Below are 23,337 nucleotides of genomic sequence, written 5' to 3' on the forward strand. Positions count from 1 at the left end.
TCGTTGATTTTGACCATTTACGCAATGATTAAGTATTAAAAAATGGGTATAAAATAAAGAGATGTTACATCCATAATACACAAAATAATTGAAGAACGGAGTAGGAACATGATTAAGGACGGCTAAAAAAAACAATTCATATGTTATATACAGAAACCAATATATAAAGTGATATTTTATATAGTGAAAACTCCTGTTAATATGATTTCTCATGATATAAAATGTTGTTTACCGTCCCATAAATGCCGTTTTCAATCTTTGAATTAAAATAAGTAAATAAATATTAATATTAAATTATGTAATTATGAAAACTAAAAAACCAAAATTGCAAAAACCACAAGTCTCAAAACTTTTTAAGAACAGTAGGCCAGCCTGGGATGGTGTTAAAACTACGTCAGGAGTTACTGATCCTACAACGTATTGCACTACGATAATTTCGTCGACGCATATCGTTTAATTATTTATTCAGATGCTAAAAAATGAGCTTACTATATTATCCTCAGTTTTAACCCAGCACCTCGGTGGGCAAGCTGGCGCAAATAGAAAACGTTCCATAGATTTTAGCAAAGTCATTTTGAAAAGCTGCAGTCGGGCCATGGAAGAATGGTCGATTGCGGCTTTTTCTGACCATTCCGAAGAATCGCTAAGTCGATATTTTAATTTTCATTTCAACTTTTTAAATGGGTTAATAGCTGAAAAGTGGCAAGTTTCTCAATGCGAGGGTCTAAATGATTTATGTCAGCTATTGGAGCATTTATTAGCGTATTACCATAAGTTTATCGATAAGGAGCAGCTTGTAACTATTGGCTTCATAGCGTTTCGAATGAATCCATTTCGTGTAAAATATGAGCAATTTATAGATCACCTTAACCAAATGAGCGTTGATGATTTACTGGCAAAGTATCTTATGGAGAGTTTATCTCCTATGTACACTGTCCAGCCAACCGAACCATTGAAATTATCTGATTTATTTTATCGCGAGGAGCTTATATCTGAGCTTGCCAATAAACGGATTCACCCTGAACTAATGAGGGCCGAGAGCCTAATCTCAACATTAATCTCTTTCAATTTTAACCACACTCACTTCCTAACCTATTTACGAAAAAGGGCTTTAAATGGCATTCAGCAAGTTCCGCCGGCAGATTATTCAAAATATTTCGGAGGGCTGATGTCCTGTGTACCGACGATTGATTTAACTAACAGCCGTCGGTATGACGCCAACTGGCCACACATTAGTTCAATGTATAAAGATTGGTTAAGCGACTATGGTACGCTCTTGACTTTGACAATGCCGCGCCATGAAGATACTTTGATCGTAACTAAGGTCCCATTAACGGTTTCAGTTAAGCAGTTGGCTTGCATGATCCGGACATTTTATGAATCCGGTTTTTATGGTAATATTAGCTTGACGGCAATATTTGATCATGCTGCAACTGTTTTTACGACCAAAAGACAAGAGCATATTTCTGCCGAAAGTATTAGCAATGCCTATTACGCCATCTCTCAATCTTCTGCTTTGAAAGTAACCAGAATGTTGAGCCATGCCATAGATTTCCTCAAACCCTACTGTTTCCCTGGGTAGGTTGCAACAAGTGCAAGATACCGCGCTCGGTCAAAAAATCGACCAATTCCCCAAACCAGACGTAGTTGAAATTCTCGTTGGCCAGCAGGTCCTTAGGCGCAGTATTTAAAATCTCTTTTAACGTTTCGAATCCCATTGTTGTGCTGCCTTCTTTAAAGAATGTGCTTGCGGGTAAATCATTTATAGGCGTTGATAAAACCTCCGGATTCTGCATTATAGTTGATTTTATTGGCTATTGTTTGTCCGCCGAATAGCAAAACGGAAACTTGTTTCGTGATTTTTCATCAAATAATGGGGTTCGATATTTTCATTTGGTTAGAAAATGCCACGTTCCCAAATTAAAGAATTATTTTAAAATATTCCAAATTTGGAATAGAAATTTTCAGCTAATTGATTTCTTTTTGTCTTTATGCCGGCCCAGTATAAAGACAAGGAATCTTTAGCGTTGATTAGGGAGAAGCTTTGGGAAAGGGCCAAGTCTTCCGGCATCACTTTGGCAGACGTTCAGGATCGTACTAATTTCAGTTACAGCCAGGTTTACAGGCTGCTTCGCGGCAAAAACAATTTTTCATTTAGCCATTTTATCGCCGTATGCAAAGCACTCGAGGTACAGCCGCTTGATATTCTGAATTTTGAAATTTCACTTCCGAAATACCCTCCGGTGCGTAGGGTAAGAAAACAAAATTCGTAATCTAACCGCCTTTGTTACGGTACGTTTAACCATTCGATAAGAACCATATATTTTTTGTCGCAAGCAAATATTTGATGGTCGAACGCAGCTATCGGAATGTAAGGTATCCCCGCATTTGAAACGCCGCCCGGGTGTCTCAATATGGCTGATGTTTTATTAACCTTAAATATTTCCGTCTTCTAGCATCTCTTGTGATTTTCGGTTATATATAATGACCTACTACGGCATTTTCTTAATCAGCCTGCAAAATCCCAGCCCTTTGTTCTCCAAATCGTGGTAGTGTGCACTCATCTTATGAACCTTCATAAGAAATTTTAACAAAATTTGATGCCGGCTAGAAATGCCTGAGCTAGTTATATGCTATTGATTAATAATGTTTTAATACTTGAAGTCCCCCGGGGGTGAAATGAATATTTTACCCCCTTTCCCTGTTTGCCTATGGCAATAAATCCTTGTTTTGCCTCCATGAAACTGTAAAGAACAATCTGACAGCGATGTCGATATCAAGTTCTAACAGAGTCGACTGCGGTCATCAGGCCGTCAGGCGCGGTAACCGAAATTTACCATGGTTCTTTGACGTATAGGGACAAAGCATTATCCGGCGGAAAACCGGAAATTCCGTGAAGGTGAGCGTAAAGTCGCAACAGGCCGAAGGCACGGAGGCAGACAAAAGTCCGGATCATAGGATCTGAGGTGGGTAGTCCCGAAAATATAAACCGGCAGAAACGACATTAACGGGCTCGATACCCGCTGCCGGTACCAAATGATGCCACATTCGTCAATGTAAAGATTATAATTTCCCCCGATAATTCTAGCCGGTAGTAGATCTGTTTACGACAATGCTTCGCCGCCGGTTTTTTAAGTAAAAGTTATCTGTTATCTCTGAATTATGCATAGCAAAAAGCTTAAAGAGCAAAGTGATCTCGTCGATCAACTAAGCATCCGGATGACTATTCCGTTTTCAACCGAAGGGCTTAGCAACTAAATAGCGGTAAGTTTTTGGATATGCCAGTGATCTTTCCTAGAATGCACATAATCGTGATCTCCGGTAGCGCTACGGCGTTTGTAAAGTGGATCACATCATGGACCCGAACTGGCGTATTCGCTTACCAAACTCGTTTACGTAAAAAGCTTTGGTCTTTTTTTGTGTAACTCCGATTTTATCTCATGGAGACAACGATTCGTATCCAGTTCTCATCAGTGGATGGCGCGGGCCATCAAGAAAAAAGCCGCAGTGTGCGGCTCATTATCGATTAATCATAAAAGATTTCCCTAAAAGCTAGTTCGCATTCTGCCCGGATATTTGGCGGTAATTCTGAACCCGGAACAAATTCCAGTAATACGCGGTTAAGTTCCTTATAATCGACAAGGATATGGTTCTTTAGCAGATCGTGCTCTTGATTGATAGTCTCTCCATACCTGGATTCAAACCAGTAATAATGTTTCGCTTCAATGTAATCCATCGCTTTCTGGAAAATCTGAACGTCTTTTATAAATTCCTGCTCCATGGCCGCAATTAATTATTGGTTAAAGTGATCAACATCTATGCCAACGAAAGTATAAGATTACAATAGTTGTGCAATTTATGTAAAAACTGTGCAATCCGATTACCTATTTAGCATTTTTTTACAGTCTGATTACCTGTCAATGTCCTGTTTTGCTCATCTCCATTTACATTTTGTGGACAATTATTATACCCTTTGTTGCGATTCGTATGACAAATTTTATCGATGTTCAGGTACTTCGGGACAGCATATCTCTTGTTGAGCTGTTAGCTCGTCTTGGGTATGAGCCGTTTAAAAAATCAGGCAAGGAACTGATGTATTTCAGTATGTTACGTTCAGCAGAGAACACGCCGTCATTATGCGTTAATGAGGAACTGGGTGTATGGTATGATCATGGTACAGGCAAAGGTGGGACCATGATAGAATTCGCAAAAGCATACTGGCAGGGGCTTTCCTTTGTGGAGATTTTGGACAGGATCAGACAGGCAGCCGATCTGTCAATCGATAACGCTTCCAGAAAGACCTCACCGGAAAGAAACCGCGATCAGCGCCCCCGTGCACCTGTAAAAATTCCGCATTACCTAGTCGAGCAGGTCAAAGACCTTGGAAATAATCCTGCCATCACCGCTTATCTGCAATACCGGAATATATGGCATGTTGCTGGTAATCAGCTGAAAGAAGTATATTATTATGTAGAGGATGAAAAGAAAAACAGAAAACAGTTCTTTGCAGCCGGCTGGCAGAATGAAAATGGCGGTTGGGAAGTCCGAAACAAATATTTCAAAGGCTGCCTGGGCAGAAAAGGAATGTCTTTTATTGGTACTAAAGACCAACGCGATCTGGTCCTTTTTGAAGGCTATGTGAATTATCTTAGCTGGCTAACGGAACATCAGAAAAAGGCGCCAAAAAATATCCTGGTACTCAACTCGCTGTCCTTTTTAACTGCAGCCATTGAACGCAGTCGTCATTTTGAACATGTTGAAGTCTATTTCGACCACGACCCGGCAGGCATACAGGCTACGGAGAAGTTGCTGAAAACATTGCCCCATGCCACCGATCAATCGGGCATTTATCAGCAATACAATGATTATAACGAAAAACTGATGACTGAGGGGGTAGATACCAGCAGGTTATGGTCAAATGGGGCCAATGCGTTACAATCAAGTCCGGATTCTGACCGGTGCATATAAGATCCGGCAATCTTTCAACGTAATTAACCCGTCACCACCATGGATATCGATGATGAAAATTTTGCTGTTACCGATCATAACAAGCGTATGGTACAGGTTACCACACGACTAACCGTTACCGAATATCAGCAGTTGGTTAGCCTGTCCGAGCAATTCCATGTTAACAGGAGTGTACTTGTCCGGTTCAGTTTACTTGAGCAGAACCAAAAGATCGTAACACAGGTAAAGGGGATTTTGGAGGTACTGGACCGCCTGGGACCCGCTATTGGCCTTTCCGCAGAGACGATCGCCCGTTCAGCCAAGCAGGCAGCCGGTTGGGATCAAGGCTTAAATGAGTTACTGGGAAAGCATATTTCCCTTCAACAACAGCTGGAGCAGCATATGCGCAAGCTGATAAAATTAATGGGTAATTGATGTTATGGCGATAGTGAAAATTTTAAAGAGCGCGCAGAGCTTCAAAGGGGTACGTTACAACACCGACAAGGTAGAATTGGACCGTGGTGAGTTGATGCTGGTTAACAATTTTGAGGCACTACAGGCCATCGGGTTGGTACAACCAGGCGATTATGTCAATTACTTGAATGCCGTTACGAACCGAAACCGCCTCATCAAATCGCTCCAGTTTCACGCGATCATTTCTTGCAAAGCAAGGGAAAAAAACAAACAGGAACTGACGGAATTGGCGCAAAAATGGCTGGATCAAATGGGATACGCTAAAAATCCTTATTTACTGATTTATCACAAGGATACTAAAAATAATCATATTCATATGATCTCTTCCAGGGTCGATAAACAAGGCAAGTTGATCGATTTTGGTTTTACCTATATCAAAGCGGTCGAAATTTTAAACAGGTTGACTGACCACCATGAAAAGCTTGAGGCAGAAAGGGACGTAGCGCTGGCGCTCTCCTATGAATTTTCTCTGAAACATCAATTTGAATTGATCATGCGGTCTTTAGGCTACACTTGTTCTCGGAAAGAAAATAAACTGGTGCTTTACAAATTTGGACGAAGACTTGCCGAGGTGGAAGATCAAAGGATCGATGAACGGACGGCGGCATATAAAAACAATCCGCAGCGGCAGCTTGCCATAAGCATCATTATTAATACCCACAAAAAAACCTTGGATGCCGGGCTGTATAAAAATAAAAGCTTTCACTGGCTGCCCGCCAGACAAAGGATCTTTACATCAACGCTGGCAACAACACTTTATCAAAGACTAGGGATACAATTTTTTTTTCATCAAAAAGCAGGGTGTAAACCCTCCGACTTCACCATCATTGATCACCCTTCGGCCAGCGTTTTCCGTAGCGATGAGATCATGACACTGGATGAATTGGTTATGCCGTTAAGCCAAATGAATTCACCTCAGGCGCCGCTCTCATGGCAGCCGGATGCCCGGACCCTGGCCTGGGATCAGCGGGAATGGATGGCCCTGCATATCGATATTGCGGATGATGTGGATGATGAGGCCGTTTACGGTAAAAACAGAAAACGCAAAAGTAATGACAAATTAAAAGCAATAAGCAGATGATTATATTAATTGGAAATCAGAAAGGAGGAACTGGTAAAAGTACATTGGTATTGCTCCTGGCTAATTATTTGACCCATGTAAAAAAGCGCAAGGTAAGGGTTATAGACATGGACGATCAGCAGCAACTGGTCGCTAAGGCCGAGCGTGCAAAGATACTGGAAAATATGCCCCCTTACCCCGTCATCCCAGCGCTCGGGGAGGTTAATCTTTCGCTGAATTTTTTAGCAAAACATCAGGGAGAGATCATACTGATTGATCTGCCCCCAAAGTTGGCGGATGGGCTGATTCCGTTACTTACCCGCGCTGCCATTGTTTTCTGTCCTTTTTCTTATGATGAGTTTTCGGTTTCCCCAACTTTGCTTTTTGCTATTGTTATCCGGAAAATCAATCCCGGTTTACCTTTGGTTTTCATACCTAATCGTATCAAAACATCTGTGCACTATGAAACCAAACTCGAGGTGGACAAGGCGCTCCAATCGTTTGGCGGTGTGACACCTGCATTGGCTGACAAAGTAGATTTTCAGCGCATCACCACCTTTCATACACCGATGAGCCTGCATGCCCTAACCTTGCCTATACTGGAACTTATCTATGAGCATTATATCCTCAAATACGAAAAATAAGCTTACGGGCAAACCGCCCTTGCCCATAAATGCGCAGCCATAATCTCTGGCGATTGCAAGTAACGAGGCAAAACCAGTGCGTCACTGTGCTGCCAATTCCCAACGGATACTGACTTTATCTGAGGCTTTGCCACAATAATGATTACCTAAAACAAAACCAATTATGAACTGGGATCAATTTTTCCAGGCCATCGTGGCCGTTTACCTGTTATATTATATCCTGATGATTGTTTTTGACATGTTGCATGATAAGCGCATGATGAAAGACGAAAGCTACGTACAGGAACTTTACCTCTCAGCGGAAGATCCGCCGCGGGAGGTTAGCTTGTTAGCTATGGACGAAGTCAAAGATGGTCCTGATTCCGCCATTGGGCAGACAGCATTGCCAGCGGTGTCAGCAGCTGCAGGGCAGCCGCAGCGTGCGGGCAATGTCAGTATGAGCCAACTAATGGAGCTGTCAAAGGCGGATCTGATAGCACATACCAAACATATCCCTTATTAAAAGAACTTATGGACAGACCAGTATTGCGGTTCTTAGGGATCTTCTTTTTGCTGATGATATCTTTTTCAGGCTTTGCCCAACCTGGGATCAATGAATTTAACCAGGTCAGAACAACTGTCCGCCAATGGTATTTTGGCCTTTCTGATCTGGCAGCGATCATGGGGGCAATCAGCGGAATGATAGGTGGTCTTCGGGTATATGTCTGCTGGCAGACAGGCAGGCATCACATTGACGCCCAGGTCATGGGCTGGTTATTCGCCTGTATTTTCCTTTCCATCATTAGCGTTGTCCTGCGGACGCTGTTCGGCATATGATTACGATTGAACGCTTATACGTATTTACCCTTTAACATTTTATGCAATGAAAGAAAAGATCAACAAGTTGCTCACATGGATCGTGCTTGCAGCAGTTTTATTACCCCAGCGCAATGTTTATGCGGACGGGACAACCGGCATTAATGCAGCGACATCGTCGTTGACGGCTTATGTAGATCCGGTATCTACGCTGATTCTGGCTATCGGGGCTGTAGTAGGTCTGATCGGAGGAATCCGCGTATACATCAAATGGAATGCTGGTGATCAGGATATCAACAAGGAACTGATGTCATGGGGCGGCTCTTGCTTATTTTTGGTATTGGTTTCTGTTGTGATCAAAGCCTTTTTCGGCGTATGATGAAGACATCATACCCGGTGTATAAGGGCCTGCAACAGCCGCTGGTCTACCGTGGCTTTAAAGGGCGGTTCATCGCCTGGGGTATAGCATCCCTGGTAATAGGTTTGGTTACCGGCGGTCTGATCGGAACATTAACCTCCATGTATTTCGGCGGCTTTCTGACCATTTTACTCATCGTCGGGGGGCTGGGATTAACGTTTCAAAGACAAAAGGCCGGTCTTTATGCCAAAAGCCGGGCTACCGGCGTATTTATTCATCCCGTAAAACTCAAATTGAGATATGGCCAGCAACCGCAAAAAAAAGGAATTTAAATTACCTTATCTGGCAGTGGTCGACGAGATACTGTACGGCGAAAACGGGGATTTGTCTATGACCTTCAGCATCCGTAATCCAGTTATTCGATATGCAGCGGATACAGCATCCTATTATGCATATCATCATTTGCTAGGAAATTTGATTAAAATACTTGGCGAGGGCTATATCCTGCAGAAAGAAGATATTTTTTTCAGGTCTTCATATCAAGGCAAATGTAATGGGGAATTTCTTCAGCAGAAATATAATGAACATTTTGAAGGCAGGGTTTACACGCAGATTCGTACCTATCTGACCGTCACCAGGCGGGTAAAAAGAGACGCCTTCTATGTTTATGACCCAAAGGTTTTGACAGCATTCAGACGACACCAAGAAAAGATCATGGACCTGCTCAAGGATGCAGATTTAGAACCACAAATACTCTCTCAACAGCAGATAAACCGGCTAATGGCCCAAACCCTGGGCATGGAATTTACTGGACAGCCACCTGTTTGGGATAATCTAATTTGCGGTGAGCGTCAGATTGACATGGGTTCGAAAGCAATACGCAGCATCAGCCTGGTGGACACCGATGAGATCAACCTGCCGGCGCAGGTGAGTACTTACAAGTTCAAGGATCATGACAAAGGCATCTTTCAGGAGCTTCCGGAAGACAATCTGGCCTTTCTATATCAGGTGCCTGATTATTGCTGCATGATTTACAACCAGGTGATCGAAATACCCCCGCAGCAGGCGACGCTGCATAAGCTTCAGCTCAAACGTAAACGACATTCCGGGGTGCCGGATCCTGCTAATAACCTGTGTGTAGCAGATATCGATCAATTGCTCGTCGAGGTGGCCCGTGATGGCCAGCCGGTGGTCAATGTTCATTATAATCTGGTGATTTGTGCAGAATCTGCCTTGTTAGATAAAGCGGCCAATTTTGTTGAAGCCTCACTTTTCCAACAAGGCATTGTACCAAACCGGAATGCCTACAATCAGTTGGAATTGTTCCAGGCGGCGCTACCGGGTAATGCAGTGGCGCTCAAAAAATATGATTGGTTGCTGACCACTTGTGATGCGGCCCTGTGCTATTTCTTTAAAGAGCGGCTGCCGGAAAGCGAGATTTCGGATTTTGTGATTCGTTTTACTGACCGCCAGGGCATACCCATATGTATAGACCCTTCGGATCTGGCGATGCAATCCGGGCGTATCAGCAACCGTTCAAAGTTTTGCTTGGGCGGGTCAGGTACGGGAAAATCCTTTTTTATGTGCGCACTGTTGGAGCAATATATGCTTTACAACATGGATGTGGTCATCATAGACACCGGTCATTCTTATTCGGGGCTCTGTGCTTATTATCAGGGTAAATATATTACCTGGACGGAAAATAATCCTATTACGATGAATCCGTTCGCCATTAGCGCGGCGGAGTTCAATATTGAAAAAAAGGACTTCCTGTGCACCTTAGTAGGTCTGCTTTGGAAAGGCGCCGATGGAACGCTGAATAGCGTGGAGTATGATGTGATTTCGCAGGTGATCAACAGCTATTATTTTACCTATTTCAATACCAGTTTGCGGTCAGGTGGCCTGAGCTTTGATACATTTTATGAATTCGCCGTCAAACAAATACCACAAATCAAGGAAGAGGAACAGGTACCTTTCGACCTGGATGAATTTCGTTATGTGCTTAAAAAGTTCTATAAAGGCGGTGAGTATCAGGCCGTGTTAAACGAGGCCGCAGATGATTCGTTAATGGGTGAACGCTTTATCGTCTTTGAAATCGATAACATCAAAGAAAACCGGGTTCTTTTTCCTGTGGTAACGCTTATCATTATGGATGTATTCCTTCAAAAGATGCGGCACCGTGAGTTTCAGCGGAAGGCTTTGATTGTCGAGGAAGCATGGAAGGCAGTTTCCTCACCACTTATGGCAGACTATCTGCTTTATCTTTACAAGACGGTTCGCAAGTTTTGGGGAGAGGCTATCGTGGTCACCCAGGAGCTTGGTGACATTCTCGGTAATGCCGTCATCAAGGACAGTATTCTAGCCAATTCGGACACTATTTGCCTGCTTGATCAGGGGAAGTTCCGGCAGAATTACGCAGAAGTCGCCAAACTGCTGTCTTTGTCGAAAATCGAGGAGCAAAAGATTTTTACCATCAATCAATTGGACAACCGAGCGGGTAGGGGCCGCTTTAAAGAAGTATACATCAAAAGAGGAACCGTTGGCGAAGTTTACGGAGTAGAAGTTTCCATTTACCAATACCTTACCTATACCACCGAAAAGCCTGAAAAGCTAGCCTTACAAACCTACGTAAAAGCCCACGGAAGCTATCAGGCAGCCCTGGAGGCTTTTGTATCCGACATGCAGCAAAGCGGTTTAACACTGGACGCTTTTGTGACGGGCCTTAATCAGGCCAAAACGCTGCAGCACGGATGAACTATAAATATATGCTTAGTGCTGATGCGGAACATGAGGCTTATAGCTATTTGCTGAAGCCTTTACCCGCCTACAATCTGCGCGTTATCTGGCCTGGTAAAGTCACCAAAATACGCTGGCTGCCACCTGGGTATAGGTAGGGTATGGCCTTGTTCAACATTTTTAAATCTCAGATCATGAAAAAAAATGAGGTGTTATTTATTTGCTGTTGTTTGACCTGTTCAGCAGCAGCTGGTCAGGCGATTTATGCTGATCCGACGACAGCCGCTGCCATGAGCCTGCATTCATCGGTCATTAACGCACAGCTTAACAAAACTAACGACAAACTGACGATGATCGGCCGGGGCCAACTGGCCGTTACCGGGCAGCTAACCGCAGTCAATGACGTGCAACAAATTATCTATAAAGGACTGAGTGAAGTGGCGTCGGCTCTCCGTTCCCTTTTGGCGATAAAAGACATAGCGGATATCGGTGGGGATATCATAACAGATATCCAAAAGGCTACCGCCATTGCCCGGACGAATCCTGCACTGCTCCTTTTTGCCGAAAATAGCGCCCGGGAATTTAAAAACAGGACGACCAATCTTGCTGCTGAAGTCGGTTCTTTTATACTAGCTGGTGGCCATCATAATCTGATGGACAGTGGGGAACGGGCTAAATTACTCAACAGGATTGTAAGCGAAATGATGATTATCCGAGGAGTAGTTTACGGGATGTACCGTTCGATGTACTGGGCCAGGGAGCGTGGTATTTTTAATTCACTCGATCCGTATGCCGGCTTTGTCAATACCGATAATTCAATCGCCGATGATATCCTTGGCAATAGTAAACTGATCATTCCATGAGAGTCTTTTTTGTTCTTTTAATCATACTGACAGAATCAATCTGTAGCGGTTTTGCCCAGGTCAATGTACCCTTGTTGCATCAGCTGGTAGCGGAAAGTCAATCCGAGCACAGCAAACAGGAGGAGGCTAGAAATAAACAAGCCTTGGTTTGGGCTAATGAGGACGTCAACCGGTTGGCGATGATCCGGCTGCAACAGGGGTACCGAACATTGCAGGACCGTTTTCATACGCTTAGCATAGTTATCGGTGCGGCACAGATTGGCTTGCAGGCTGCCCCTATTATTGCGGAGATCACCCGGCAGCAGCGGCTGATCATCGGCATGGCTGAAAATAGCCCCACACTGATTGCCCTGGTTTATAACGTAGAAGCCGATCTGACGGGCCGGGCATACCTGCTCGGTAATTATCTATATGGGTTGTTACTCAGTATAGGCGATCTGAATCAAATGAAGGCCAGTGACCGCAGGATTCTAATGGCACATGTGTTGACTGAATTACGCCGGATCGAAGGAACATCCCAAGGGCTGGTCACGATCATGCGAGATGCTGCTATCGGCAAGGTGCTGGCAGCAGATAGTCCATTCCCCGTGTACGTCAATTCTGATAAACAAATCGGCAGTACTATTCTAAACAAAGCGGCCAACTTCAAACTTACCGCCCCATGAAGCAGCTTATCCTGTTTTTTTGTTGTTTGCCCGCCGTGGTGCAAGCGCAGTCGATCATTTTTGATAAAGGGCATTTTGCCGCCGTCAATGAGAATGCTGCTGCCAGGGAAACTGCAGAAATGACTCATTTTCACTATCTAACGGTTATACGTGACCGACTGGATGACATTAACCTGGATATGACATCCGTAGTGTTGGTTCAGCAAATGGTCAAAAATTCCCTTACCAAGGTCGACGATGCACTCAAAAACGGGCAGGACCTCGTTCAGATCAGCCAAATCGTTAATGAATTAATTACAGCGGGAAATGAGATGATCGATGCAGCACAAGCGGATCCCTTATTACTCGTATTTACTGAACAAGTTGCCGGGCAGCTTAAGGCCCGGGCGATCAATCTGGTTACTGAGGTGTCCGGTTTTATTTTAAAAGAACAGGACGAAATACTGATGGATTTTGAAAAGCGGGATGCGCTGCTCCGAAAAATAATTGGCGAACTCAAAGTCATGCGGGCGCTGGCCTACAGTATGAACCGCTCGATATACTGGGCCCGGCAGCAGAGTCTGTGGAAGGCTGTTGATCCATTTCGGGATTTTGTAAACCAGGATACCAGACTGACCGATGAAATTATTTCGAAGCTCACCTCTAATAAATAACGACATGAAAAAATCAAGTTTGATATTTCTGCTGTTGATCGCGATCAACGGCCTGGCCCGCGCACAGAAAAAGATCAATGATGAGTCCATCCGATATCAGCAGGAGCGAATGGTGTTCAAACAGTGGGACCAGAATAAGTTTAAACCTTCGCCCGGTTTTCTTGGCCTCAACCCGCTTTACTGGCTCACGTGGGCCTGGCATAGGGATTATCATAAGCATGACCTCAGACCACTAAGTCCCCTTGGACCGCAAACCCTGCGGCTGGCTTTAGCGGCCGGGTTGCAAAATACGGAGCAAGCATATAAACTGCAGACCGACACGCTTCGAAATATGGCGCTAACGCAAGTAACGGCCTATTCGGGACTCGTCAGCGATGCCGATCCTTTATGGTTGTTGTATTACAGGCACCAATTTCAACCTTTGCTTTACCAAAACGACGCCAGACTGCTGGACGGATTGGCGCAACAGGAAAAAGATTATGTCATCCGCAGCAAGTTACTGGATTGGTACTTGCAAGAAAGTCACGCACTGGCTGAAAGACTGAATGCTGCCAGGACAACCACCCTTGAACGAGGTGCCCGCATCATTACCTACCAACGTTTGCTGGACGAATACCGGATACTACAGGCCGGTTGGGAGGCAAAAAAGCAAACTGCAAGACAATTTATAGAGCTATCTGAAAGTAGCGATAAACTTAAAAAACGGCATATATCCCTATCTGCTTCCCAGGTCACAAGGTCTGATGTACAGATTGCAACAGACATTCTCAGCCATAGTAAACTCTAATACCTTTTTTATGCGATTTTTAAACACCACAACTTCTCTTGCCGCAGGAGCCTATGCAGTGCCGGTTTCAGATTCTTTTAAAGACACCTTTAATTTTCTTCAGGGCAACGGTGTATACGAGGAAGGAATGATGCATTTTCTTAAACAAATGAAAAATACTGTCTGGACGCATTATGACGTCTTCACTAACGACGCCCAGGCGCTTTCCTGCATTTTCATGCTGATCTTTTTTGCTATCAAATCCTATGAGATGATGTCCGGAGATAAAAAGCTGGAGATCATGCCCCTGCTGCGGCCATTCTCCCTGGTCATGATCATCCTCTGGTGGTCGCCTTTTACCCGTGTGGTGGCTTACCCTACAGACCTGATAGCGCTTCGTACCGAATCCCTGTTCGATGGCAATCAGACTGCTGTAAACGACCTCCGAATACAACGGGCTAGCCTGATGGCCACCGTCGCCGATCAGCTGCTCACCGTTGAGGCCCAAACCGAGACGGCCAAGAAAGAGGCGGATACCTGGTACGAAAATGCCTGGCAATCGGTCAGTTCATCGGTCAAGGAAGGCTTCGCTGATATCTGGAATCCTATTGTCGAAATGCGCAATCGCTTGCAGGTGAATCTGCAGTTGTTGTTCACCTCGCTCCTGGAAACACTGGCCTTGTGGCTTCTGCGCATCTGCGTATATGTGATCTTTATGATCCAGATCATTTTTTCCACCATACTGATCATTTTAGGTCCCTTTGCGGTAGCAGTCAGCATTCTGCCGGCTTTCAGGGATTCTTTCAGCACCTGGGTAGCGCGTTTCGTTTCGGTCAACCTATATTCCGGAGTAGCCTATCTGGTCATGTATGTGGCTTCGCTGTTTCAGCAGTATGCCATGGAGGCAGAGATTAGCCGTTACCGGGAACTGGTAGGCACCACTGGCGCCAATCTGGAAAAGCTCGGTTGGTTCGCGGGTAATGGCATCCTGTCTTTTGGTATCGTGATCATCACTTTTATCATTGGGGCCCTGACCATGCTCACCGTTCCCAGTATCTCCACCTGGATCGTATCTACTTCGGGTATTACCTCGGCGACCTCTACCATGGGCCGGGGTGCCTCCCAGCTCTCACGCATGATGACCCGCATACTGATAAAGGGTTAATTCTTATAATCAAATCCACGTTTATGATCATCAAAAACATTGAATCCAAAATCAGGCTGGCGACTTTTTTGTCGGCCGGCAGTTTGATTACTTTAATCCTGGTTGCACTGATCGTTAGCTTTTTTGCCTATAAGCAGGTTAGTAACGCCCGAAAAACGATATACATACTGGATGAGCACAGCCAGCCTTTACTGGCCAGGCAAACCGATGTGGCCATGAACCGGGCCGTGGAGTACCGATCGGATATCGCCCGTTTTCATTCGCTGTTCTTTACCCTGACGCCAGATGATAAGTTTATCGAAAATCAGATGAAACAAGCCATGTATCTGGTTGATGAGAGCGGAGCGCTCGAATACAACAACCTGAAAGAAAAAGGTTTTTTTAATTCGGTGATGTCTTCCAGTGCGGTCTTGACGATCCGGATGGATTCTATATATCTGGATAAGGCGCGCAAATACTTTCGTTATTACGCCACCCAGCGAATCGACAGGAGGAGTTCAACGATAACCCGTTCGCTGGTGACCGAAGGCTACCTGAGGGATTTGGAGGTAAGATCCGATAATAACCCTCATGCTGTACTGATCACCCGTTGGAAAACATTGGAAAATAAAGACCTTGAAAATGTCCAGAAAAACACCTTTTAAAAACCGCCTTATTCATGCTCGTGCGCAGGGTATGGCATTTATCCTTTATAGTAAGCGCGGGACAGCTCACATCGCCAGGCTGCTGGATGTCTATCCGAGGCTGAGCTATGCTGCCATGCTTTTTTGCATCGCATTATCGGTGGTGATTATGCTTTTTTTTCGCCACAACCTGCAAAATCCACAGGCAGAAAAAATACAGCAGGAGCCATCCGCCGGCTTTCCGACCGGGCTGGGCCAACTGCTGGCAACGGGGAGGGACATAAAGGAGCTTCTGGAGCTGAAAAAAAAGATTGATGAATTACTGGCTAAAGATAGCCTAAGCGCAGAGGACAGCCTGCTGCTGCGCCAGGCCAGACGTAAACTCCAGAATACCCACCATCAAATCAAAAAAATACCATGACGATCAGCTTTAAAAAAAACAAATATATCATCCCGATCATTTCCTTGCCCTTTCTGTGTATCTTTTTTTACGTATATAAAAGCAGCCTGGGTAGGCCTAAAACCGAAGTTCCTGCGGTGGACTCTTTGCAAACTGCGGTTGCCGGCGTTTCTTCCGAGGTCAGCGCCCGGCCATTGAGCGATAAGCTGGATGCCTTGCGCCAAAAGTACGGGCAATCGGATGGCTATACCGCGCTAAACGATATTCAGGAGCAACCAGTCGTCAGACCAGACCTGGACTCATCTTATAACGATCGGGAAAAAAAGATGCTGGACTCCATCCGGCGAGCCGTAGATTGGAAATACAAAAATGATCCTTTAAAAACCCGGTCTGGACCCGGTGGTTTTCCAAATATTTCGGTGCCGCAAGCTTACCAGCGGCAAGATGAAGCGCTGGCCGTTGCCCTAGCCAGCATCAACCGGTCGCCTGTTCACGGTGATGGCCCTCCACGAACCCGGCAGGCCACTGATCCGATGCAGCTGTTTCGCCAGCAAATGGCATTGGTGGACAGCATGGGCAAAGCTGCCGACACCCAAGCAAGGGGCGAGCCCGGCAGCCTAAAAGCGACGCACAAAGACCCGCAGATGGCCACTGTTGGCGAAAAACCGCTGCCAGTAGTCAAAGCTTCAGCAGCATCGCCGGTATTCAACACCGTGGTCGCCGCCCAGCAGGAATGTTTGATCACGGCGATCGTTGATCAGGACATCACCGGCTATGCGGGCTCCAGGCTAAGAGTGCGCCTGTTGGAGGATATGATGGCCGGGCGGTTCCTGATCAGGCATGGCACTTATCTCTATGCTCAGGTTACCGGGTTTAGCGGGCAACGGGTCACCCTCTCTATCACCACCATCATGCAAGGCAGCCATATCCTTCCGGTAAAATTAGAGGTGTATGATAATGATGGCTTGCCCGGATTATATGTACCGGCGTCCGCTTTTCGCGAATTCACCAAGGAATTAGGCGGGGATGCTGGCAATGTCAACTTGCAGCAACAGGCAGAAAATAACAGTCAATTGGTGATGAGCGTTGTTCAGAAAATGTTCCAGTCTACGACTACCGCTGTCAATAAGCTGATCCGTCAGAACAAGGCTAAACTGAAATATAATACGCAGGTCTATCTGGTCGATCCGGCGGATTTGCGGAATGAATAGTTTTATTTATAAATCCTTTATCAGCTTCCGATGAAAACAAAGATTTTACTATTGGCGGCACTGCTTTCAACTGCTGCCAAGCTTTTTGCTCAAAATGCGATGGCTACTTTGGCTGGCAATCTGCCTGAGGTCCGCATCAGCGGCAACATTTCCCTTCATTTTCTATCACCAGAGCCTATAGCCTATGTGGATATTTCTGCTGCTGGCATCGCCGGAGATTTGCCGGTTAAAAATATATTGCGCATTAAAATCATGCCGGATTCACTGCGCCATTTCTCTAATAATCAGCGTATAGCCGTCGTTACCGTTGTCGGACAAAGCTTTATAGCACAGTACCAACTGCGTCTGGACGCCTTTCCCGGCGCATCCGATATTTGTACCCAGATCAACATATTGCCCGAACAAATGCGGCCGGTAGATATATCCGGAGTCGGGTTAACCACTTCCCAGCTGAAAGCAAAGGCGCTAGCCATGATTGCCGATCACCACTACAACGTCATCCGAAAGGCAAAAGCTTACGGGATTCAAGCAAAATTAATCCATATCGGCACCGTAGGGGACTTTGTATTTCTAGACCTACGCTTTGACAATGCAACTCATCTCGCTTACAACATGGATGAGCTCCGTTTTAAAATCGAGGATAAAAAGATTGGAAAAGCAACCAATGCCCAGTCCATCGAACTTCCACCGCTGTGGCAACTTTATCCCTCGGCTGATTTTAAAAAAAATTACAGGAACGTCTATGTCCTGAAAAAAGCAATTTTTCCCGAAAACAAGGTGCTGAATATAGCGCTGACCGAAAAGCAGATTTCCGGTAGGGAAATTACGCTGCCGGTCAAATATGGCGATATCCTGAAAGCCGATACCTTCTAGCTGGTTGCTGAGCGGCAAAAGAATAAAAACGCGTAAAACGAAACTTATGGCTGGTAGCATTGTCAACTGCGGCGGTGTCCATGCTCAACCGGAAAACGACAAGAAGACCATTTTTACAATTAAAAAAAGTTTTTATGGAGGAATCGAAGCAACAGCAGGCGCTGTACCGTCTTTTGCAATTTGTAATTTACCTGACCCTGGCGCTGGATATCTTTTTATTTGTGTACGCCCATAAAAAGCACATTTTGGAAGTGGCTGCGCACTATAGGCTCGCTTTTTTTTTGCAGCGTATAAAACACATGTTTGTTTTCAAAAGCGCCCTGAACAGTAAATTGCTTATACTGCTGCTCATCTGTCTGATTGCAGTCGGTACCCTTAGCCGGAAAGACAAAGACATTAAACCCCGCCAGGCAATTATTTATCCACTTTCGTCCGGACTGTTCCTTTTTTTTGGCAGTTTATGGTTTTGCGGCAAAAACGGAGAGCTGGTTTTACCGCTGACGAGCTGGTATGATATAGGTTACAGCTGCTCTGCTTTGAGCGGCGCAATTCTCATTCATTTGGCTATGGACAATATATCCAAAATCATCAGCTCCGCTGTGGGCAAAGATAAATGGAACCTGGAGCAAGAGTCATTTATGCAGTCTAAGCGAGTGCGTCTTAGCCCGGCATCGGTTAATATACCCATGTTGTTTTATTATCGCCATAAGATACATCAGGGATGGATTAACCTGGATAACATTTTCAGGGGAACGTTGCTGATCGGTACCCCCGGCGCAGGAAAGTCTTTCGGCGTTGTCGCGCCATTTATCCGGCAGCTGATGGCTAAGGAGTTTACACTTTGCGTGTACGATTTTAAGTATCCGGACCTCGCGCGGATCACCTATTATCACTACCTGCTGGCCCGGAAACAACATCCAGGAAAACATCCGGCGTTTCATGTCATCAACCTCAACGAAGTAGAAAGAAGCCGGCGAATTAACCCTTTGCGCCGGGACTTTATCCAAACCCTTGCCGAGGCGCTGGAAACTGCGGAGGGTTTAGTGGAGGCGCTCAAGAAAGGCGACAAATCCGGCGGCGGCAGTGATCAGTTTTTCACCCAATCGGCGATCAACTTTCTGGCCGCCTGCATTTACTTTTTCAGTAGGTACGCGGACGGTAAATATTCCACGCTGCCGCATGTGTTGGCATTTTTAAATTGCTCGTACGAAGAGATCTTTAATGCCTTGTTTTCCGAACCGGAATTAGGTTCGCTGCTTTCTCCCTTTACCAACGCTTATAAGGCCAAGGCCTTTAATCAACTAGAGGGCCAGATTGGCACGCTGAAAATATTTATCAGCCGGATGGCTACCAAAGAAACCTTTTGGGTTTTCTCGGGAGATGACTTCAACCTGAAAATCAGCGATCCGCAACAGCCGGGCATATTGGTGCTGGCTAACGATCCGGGCACCCAGAACATCAATTCGGCATGCTATTCTCTGGTGATTAACCGGTTGTGCCGGCTAATCAATTCCAGAGGTAATCTGCCTTGCGGACTGATCATCGATGAGCTGCCCACGCTCTTTATACACCGGATCGAAAACCTGATCGCAACAGCGCGCAGCAACAAAGTGGCTGTGCTCATAGGATTACAGGAGCTGCCGCAGTTTCACCAGCAATACGGAAAGGAAACGGCAACCACCATTGCTGCGGTTGTAGGCAATATACTGTCAGGCGCGGTACGAAACAAGGAAACACTGGAATGGTTAGAGCGCTTATTTGGTAAGGTAAAACAAACAGGAGAAAGCCTGAGTATTGACCGCACAAAAACATCGGTGTCTATCAGTGAAAAAATGGAGCCCTTGATTCCGGCGGGGAAAATTGCGGCCCTGAAAGCGGGAGAATTGGTAGGGTTGATAGCAGGCGGACGCTCATCGTCTTACAATGGTAAATTTGAATCATCTGCAGTCAACTGTAGGGTCAACCTGGATTTGAAAGCCATTGCACAGGAGGAGCGGCAGTATCAGCCAACACCCGTCTTTTATAACTTTCTGGGGAAAAAGGAGCAGGTCCTGCAGCGTAATTTTCAACGCATCAACCAAGAGGTTGAAAGCATCATTGCCACTTTTGCACCGGCTAAAGCAACAATGTATTGATCTTGGGAGCCCAATAAACATTAAACCATGAAGAACATGATGGACAACTTGCAACACAAACCGGTCATCGTTAATCCTGACCTGAAGGCTGACCCCTTGCATATGCAGGGAAAGATTGGCCACATCGCCTCGGTCAATCTGCAGAGAGATGATTTTTTTGTAGATTTTGACACCGGTTTAACCGGCCTTTATAGCTCCAGCGCGCTGCTGGTATTACGGTCCCATGGCCAGATCTATCAACAAGCAATGAACCGCGGGCAGCGGCTGGAGAAAGATGAGTTCAAGGATTTGCTGCGTGTCAGTTTGCTCTTGCAGTCTGGCGGGCATCCCCATGATGCATTCAATGCCTTAAAACTTATTCTTTTTAGTCCAAAGTTATTACAGCTAGCGACGCAAACCCTGCAGGACCAGCTTCATTTAGTTCCCTCAGCGGATAGAAAACGGAATACTGATAGGGTTTCCGGTTTCGACAGATAAACAGTTTGAGCCACCGGCAATGATCTTTAGTACCATACAAACCATTCTTTTCTGTCTTCTGTGGGGACCGTTGTCTGCTGTTCCCTATCGTTTCATTAAAATCCAACAATCATGAGAAATATCGACCCGCTGCAATCCCTGCAGCAAAAATTGACTTTGGTATCTGCGGGACATCAAGTTATGCTTACGCCCGATGAAGCAATGCTTTATGGCGTAAGCGAAGCAGATCAATTAACCGAACAAAGTATACAGGAGACGGAGGATGGCGAATGATAAAACAAAACCGCTGCATGTTCAGGTCGCAGAAAAGCTCATCGAACAATTAAAAGCAGGGACAGCGCCTTGGCAGCAGCCCTGGAACACCGACCGCAGGCCTGCATTTGAATTGCCTTATAACGCCGTAACCGGCAACCGGTATCGAGGTATCAATTCCATTTCGCTGTTGCTTGGCGGACATCAGGATCCGCGCTGGGCTACTTTTAATCAGGCATCAGCACAGGGCTGGCAAGTCAGAAAAGGCGAAAAGGGCAGCATGATCCAATTTATCAAGCTCAACGATTGGATAACAAAAAGGGATGAACATGGTAAACAAGTATTGGGCGAGGAAGGAACGCCCACAAAAATGGCCATTCATCTTTCCCGGCCCATTGTCACCAGCGCCTGGGTTTTTAATGCGCAGCAGATCGATGGCATTCCACCATTACAACAGCAGGATAACAGGCAAACCGGCTGGGAGCCGGCCGAAAGGACTGAAAAGCTTGTCAGCCATACAGGAGCTTCTATCGGTCACCGGCAAGGCGATCAGGCATTTTATGACCCCGTTGATGATCAGATCACGATGCCTTTTAAGCAACAGTTCGATAGCGCGGATAAATATTACGCTACGCTGTTGCATGAACTCGGGCATTGGACCGGACACGGCAGCCGCCTGGACCGCAGCATGCTTCATAAATTCGGCAGCCAGGCTTATGCTCGGGAAGAACTCCGGGCAGAAATAGCGTCCATGCTGATTGGGCAGGAATTACAAATAGGACATGATCCCGCTCAGCATATCGCCTACGTGGATGACTGGATCAAAATTTTAAGCAACTCACCCTTCGAGATCCATTTGGCAGCAGCTGATGCGGAAAAGATCTTTAATTATCTGTTGTCCTTTGAACAAAAAAGAAAACTGGAGGTGTCCGGCGCTCAACAGGATAACTTATCCCTTAGGCGGCCTGCCGGGTCTGACAAATATTTATTCGTAAATGAAGAAATTACTTATCAGGATTCTATTTATAAAGTTGAAGGCCATTTAAAGCAAGGTCGTTTGCGTATGAGGAACCTGACTACTGGAAATAGTTTTGTACTGTCCAGATCAGACCTGTTGTACGATTCATTGGTAAAGGTCAAGCAGGGCATGGGAGCCGCCACGCAACAGGCCGGTCCCCTGATGGAGCAAAAGGACCTGCCGGGTGAATCATATCGGTTAAACAGATAAAGGTCAATTGCTCTTCACTACCGGATTAGCGTAAAGGAAAGGACTGTACCTTGCCGATCCGAAAAAGCGGGTTTGGTTGTTAGCGAAAAGATCGAGATAGTCAGGCAGATTAAAACGCGGCTCAATAGAATAAGAACACCAACTGATCCCAGCAGCAATATTGATCAACATCGTAAAGGCAGAAACGTTATGTCCCTTTTTTCAGCGATCAACACACTGGAATTGAACTCCCGGGTGTTATCTTTTTTTTACCCCTATTTGCAGGATTTGCGGGTAAATGTTAGCCATCTGCCCGGCCAGGAAAATCAGCCGCGGCAACCGCAGGTACCAGCTGTAAGGCCCCTTTGGACGGCTGGCAGTGGATATCCGATCATGATCAGTGATTTATATCTTTTTGATTCTCCGTTGCAGGCAGTTTGTTTTGCGCAATGCATCATCAATTGCCTGGCCCAACCGGACCAGGTCATTTTGGCCGCTTTGGGTCCTTGTCCGCAACAAGCTCAGCTGCAACAGCTTACAGTCCGGTATCCTAACGCAAGAATTCATACCATATTTCCCCGGGATGTTATCGGTGCGATCGCTGATTGCCAGATCGCCCTTTGGTCGGCTGGGATGGATGGCAGGTTTAGCTTCCGGTGCGGTAGCGTAACTTTTAACTCAGCGCAGAGGAGTGATGCATTTTACGAACACGGTTTTTCCCTTTCCAAATTTAAAGTAAGGCTGAGACTTAATACCGCTGTCTGTGCGCATAAGCCTAAAGGTAACTTTCACTCTTTTTTACAGCTGTTTCAAGTTCGTCAACAACAGCAATTTGGACACTAACAAGGATGAGTAAGTCGACTATGGTTATGCATAATCTGAGTTAATAGCGCTATGAATTATCATTGACCACCTAAAGATGACCCTGGGTTTGAACTGCCGCTGACCTGATCAGGCAAGGCATCGTATTGTTTACATCGAAACAGTTGTCAAAAGGAGCGCTAACGAAAGTGAATTTTATAACGGTTATCAG

At 45.6% G+C, this 23,337-nt stretch carries 28 protein-coding genes; 26 read left to right on the forward strand and 2 right to left on the reverse strand.

Annotation, left to right across the window (positions count from 1 at the left end; genetic code table 11):
• The first annotated feature begins 469 nt into the window (after window positions 1-469).
• Window positions 470-1,582, forward strand: coding sequence for a hypothetical protein (locus SNE25_RS09515; RefSeq protein ID WP_321564861.1), 1,113 nt, complete (start codon window positions 470-472; stop codon window positions 1,580-1,582).
• Here the strand turns inward: SNE25_RS09515 and SNE25_RS09520 are convergent.
• A complete protein-coding gene (locus tag SNE25_RS09520; protein ID WP_321564862.1) occupies window positions 1,557-1,796 on the reverse strand; it encodes a hypothetical protein in 240 nt (79 codons plus the stop codon). The genes SNE25_RS09515 and SNE25_RS09520 overlap by 26 nt on opposite strands.
• 195 nt (window positions 1,797-1,991) lie before the next feature.
• Here SNE25_RS09520 and SNE25_RS09525 point away from each other — a divergent pair, with 195 nt between their 5' ends.
• The gene (locus tag SNE25_RS09525) at window positions 1,992-2,273 is read left to right on the forward strand and encodes a helix-turn-helix domain-containing protein (protein ID WP_321564863.1); all 282 of its coding nucleotides are present in this window, start codon (window positions 1,992-1,994) and stop codon (window positions 2,271-2,273) included.
• Between the two features lie 1,253 nt (window positions 2,274-3,526).
• Here the strand turns inward: SNE25_RS09525 and SNE25_RS09530 are convergent.
• On the reverse strand, window positions 3,527-3,781 hold the full coding sequence (locus tag SNE25_RS09530; RefSeq protein WP_321564864.1) for a hypothetical protein: 255 nt from the start codon (window positions 3,779-3,781) through the stop codon (window positions 3,527-3,529).
• Between the two features lie 206 nt (window positions 3,782-3,987).
• Between SNE25_RS09530 and SNE25_RS09535 the strand changes: the two genes are divergently transcribed.
• The 24 genes from SNE25_RS09535 to SNE25_RS09650 all read left to right on the forward strand — a co-directional run bounded on the left by SNE25_RS09535 (window position 3,988) and on the right by SNE25_RS09650 (window position 23,147).
• Window positions 3,988-4,968 carry a toprim domain-containing protein gene (locus tag SNE25_RS09535; RefSeq protein WP_321564865.1) on the forward strand — a complete coding sequence of 327 codons (981 nt, stop codon included), beginning with the start codon at window positions 3,988-3,990 and terminating at the stop codon, window positions 4,966-4,968.
• A 39-nt stretch (window positions 4,969-5,007) separates the two neighbouring features.
• Complete coding sequence (locus SNE25_RS09540; protein WP_321564866.1) at window positions 5,008-5,382, forward strand: hypothetical protein; 375 nt, start codon at window positions 5,008-5,010, stop codon at window positions 5,380-5,382.
• A 4-nt stretch (window positions 5,383-5,386) separates the two neighbouring features.
• Window positions 5,387-6,502: a relaxase/mobilization nuclease domain-containing protein gene (locus SNE25_RS09545; protein WP_321564867.1), complete on the forward strand. Its 1,116-nt coding sequence runs from the start codon at window positions 5,387-5,389 to the stop codon at window positions 6,500-6,502.
• Window positions 6,499-7,125 carry a ParA family protein gene (locus SNE25_RS09550; protein ID WP_321564868.1) on the forward strand — a complete coding sequence of 209 codons (627 nt, stop codon included), beginning with the start codon at window positions 6,499-6,501 and terminating at the stop codon, window positions 7,123-7,125. Before SNE25_RS09545 ends, SNE25_RS09550 begins: the two co-directional genes overlap by 4 nt.
• Before the next feature lie 163 nt (window positions 7,126-7,288).
• Entirely contained in the window at window positions 7,289-7,627 is a 339-nt protein-coding gene (locus tag SNE25_RS09555) for a hypothetical protein (RefSeq protein ID WP_321564869.1), read from the forward strand.
• An 8-nt stretch (window positions 7,628-7,635) separates the two neighbouring features.
• Complete coding sequence (locus tag SNE25_RS09560) at window positions 7,636-7,941, forward strand: DUF4134 family protein (protein WP_321564870.1); 306 nt, start codon at window positions 7,636-7,638, stop codon at window positions 7,939-7,941.
• Between the two features lie 46 nt (window positions 7,942-7,987).
• Entirely contained in the window at window positions 7,988-8,299 is a 312-nt protein-coding gene (locus SNE25_RS09565) for a DUF4134 domain-containing protein (protein ID WP_321564871.1), read from the forward strand.
• Entirely contained in the window at window positions 8,296-8,610 is a 315-nt protein-coding gene (locus SNE25_RS09570; RefSeq protein WP_321564872.1) for a DUF4133 domain-containing protein, read from the forward strand. The genes SNE25_RS09565 and SNE25_RS09570 overlap by 4 nt, the downstream gene beginning before the upstream one ends.
• Window positions 8,579-11,032 carry a TraG family conjugative transposon ATPase gene (locus SNE25_RS09575; protein WP_321564873.1) on the forward strand — a complete coding sequence of 818 codons (2,454 nt, stop codon included), beginning with the start codon at window positions 8,579-8,581 and terminating at the stop codon, window positions 11,030-11,032. Before SNE25_RS09570 ends, SNE25_RS09575 begins: the two co-directional genes overlap by 32 nt.
• 176 nt (window positions 11,033-11,208) lie before the next feature.
• Window positions 11,209-11,877 (forward strand): hypothetical protein, encoded by a 669-nt coding sequence (locus SNE25_RS09580; RefSeq protein ID WP_321564874.1) that lies wholly within the window; start codon window positions 11,209-11,211, stop codon window positions 11,875-11,877.
• On the forward strand, window positions 11,874-12,542 hold the full coding sequence (locus SNE25_RS09585; RefSeq protein ID WP_321564875.1) for a hypothetical protein: 669 nt from the start codon (window positions 11,874-11,876) through the stop codon (window positions 12,540-12,542). Before SNE25_RS09580 ends, SNE25_RS09585 begins: the two co-directional genes overlap by 4 nt.
• Window positions 12,539-13,195 carry a hypothetical protein gene (locus SNE25_RS09590; RefSeq protein WP_321564876.1) on the forward strand — a complete coding sequence of 219 codons (657 nt, stop codon included), beginning with the start codon at window positions 12,539-12,541 and terminating at the stop codon, window positions 13,193-13,195. The genes SNE25_RS09585 and SNE25_RS09590 overlap by 4 nt, the downstream gene beginning before the upstream one ends.
• A 4-nt stretch (window positions 13,196-13,199) precedes the next feature.
• The gene (locus SNE25_RS09595) at window positions 13,200-13,982 is read left to right on the forward strand and encodes a hypothetical protein (protein WP_321564877.1); all 783 of its coding nucleotides are present in this window, start codon (window positions 13,200-13,202) and stop codon (window positions 13,980-13,982) included.
• Between the two features lie 10 nt (window positions 13,983-13,992).
• Window positions 13,993-15,126: a plasmid transfer protein gene (locus SNE25_RS09600; protein ID WP_321564878.1), complete on the forward strand. Its 1,134-nt coding sequence runs from the start codon at window positions 13,993-13,995 to the stop codon at window positions 15,124-15,126.
• Between the two features lie 23 nt (window positions 15,127-15,149).
• Window positions 15,150-15,770, forward strand: coding sequence for a conjugative transposon protein TraK (gene traK, locus SNE25_RS09605; protein ID WP_321564879.1), 621 nt, complete (start codon window positions 15,150-15,152; stop codon window positions 15,768-15,770).
• A complete protein-coding gene (locus tag SNE25_RS09610; RefSeq protein ID WP_321564880.1) occupies window positions 15,748-16,170 on the forward strand; it encodes a hypothetical protein in 423 nt (140 codons plus the stop codon). Before traK ends, SNE25_RS09610 begins: the two co-directional genes overlap by 23 nt.
• Complete coding sequence (locus SNE25_RS09615; protein WP_321564881.1) at window positions 16,167-17,360, forward strand: conjugative transposon protein TraM; 1,194 nt, start codon at window positions 16,167-16,169, stop codon at window positions 17,358-17,360. Before SNE25_RS09610 ends, SNE25_RS09615 begins: the two co-directional genes overlap by 4 nt.
• Window positions 17,361-17,390: 30 nt before the next feature.
• Entirely contained in the window at window positions 17,391-18,233 is an 843-nt protein-coding gene (gene traN, locus SNE25_RS09620; RefSeq protein ID WP_321564882.1) for a conjugative transposon protein TraN, read from the forward strand.
• 46 nt (window positions 18,234-18,279) lie between these two features.
• Complete coding sequence (locus tag SNE25_RS09625; RefSeq protein ID WP_321566273.1) at window positions 18,280-18,468, forward strand: hypothetical protein; 189 nt, start codon at window positions 18,280-18,282, stop codon at window positions 18,466-18,468.
• On the forward strand, window positions 18,407-20,368 hold the full coding sequence (locus SNE25_RS09630; protein ID WP_321566216.1) for a type IV secretory system conjugative DNA transfer family protein: 1,962 nt from the start codon (window positions 18,407-18,409) through the stop codon (window positions 20,366-20,368). The genes SNE25_RS09625 and SNE25_RS09630 overlap by 62 nt, the downstream gene beginning before the upstream one ends.
• A 27-nt stretch (window positions 20,369-20,395) precedes the next feature.
• Window positions 20,396-20,845 carry a hypothetical protein gene (locus SNE25_RS09635; protein WP_321564883.1) on the forward strand — a complete coding sequence of 150 codons (450 nt, stop codon included), beginning with the start codon at window positions 20,396-20,398 and terminating at the stop codon, window positions 20,843-20,845.
• 111 nt (window positions 20,846-20,956) lie between these two features.
• Window positions 20,957-21,118 carry a hypothetical protein gene (locus SNE25_RS09640; RefSeq protein ID WP_321564884.1) on the forward strand — a complete coding sequence of 54 codons (162 nt, stop codon included), beginning with the start codon at window positions 20,957-20,959 and terminating at the stop codon, window positions 21,116-21,118.
• Complete coding sequence (locus SNE25_RS09645; protein WP_321564885.1) at window positions 21,108-22,325, forward strand: ArdC family protein; 1,218 nt, start codon at window positions 21,108-21,110, stop codon at window positions 22,323-22,325. The genes SNE25_RS09640 and SNE25_RS09645 overlap by 11 nt, the downstream gene beginning before the upstream one ends.
• A gap of 72 nt (window positions 22,326-22,397) precedes the next feature.
• Complete coding sequence (locus SNE25_RS09650; RefSeq protein ID WP_321564886.1) at window positions 22,398-23,147, forward strand: hypothetical protein; 750 nt, start codon at window positions 22,398-22,400, stop codon at window positions 23,145-23,147.
• Window positions 23,148-23,337: the final 190 nt, after the last annotated feature.

Origin of the sequence: Mucilaginibacter sabulilitoris (assembly GCF_034262375.1) — a bacterium.
Lineage (GTDB): Bacteria > Bacteroidota > Bacteroidia > Sphingobacteriales > Sphingobacteriaceae > Mucilaginibacter > Mucilaginibacter sabulilitoris.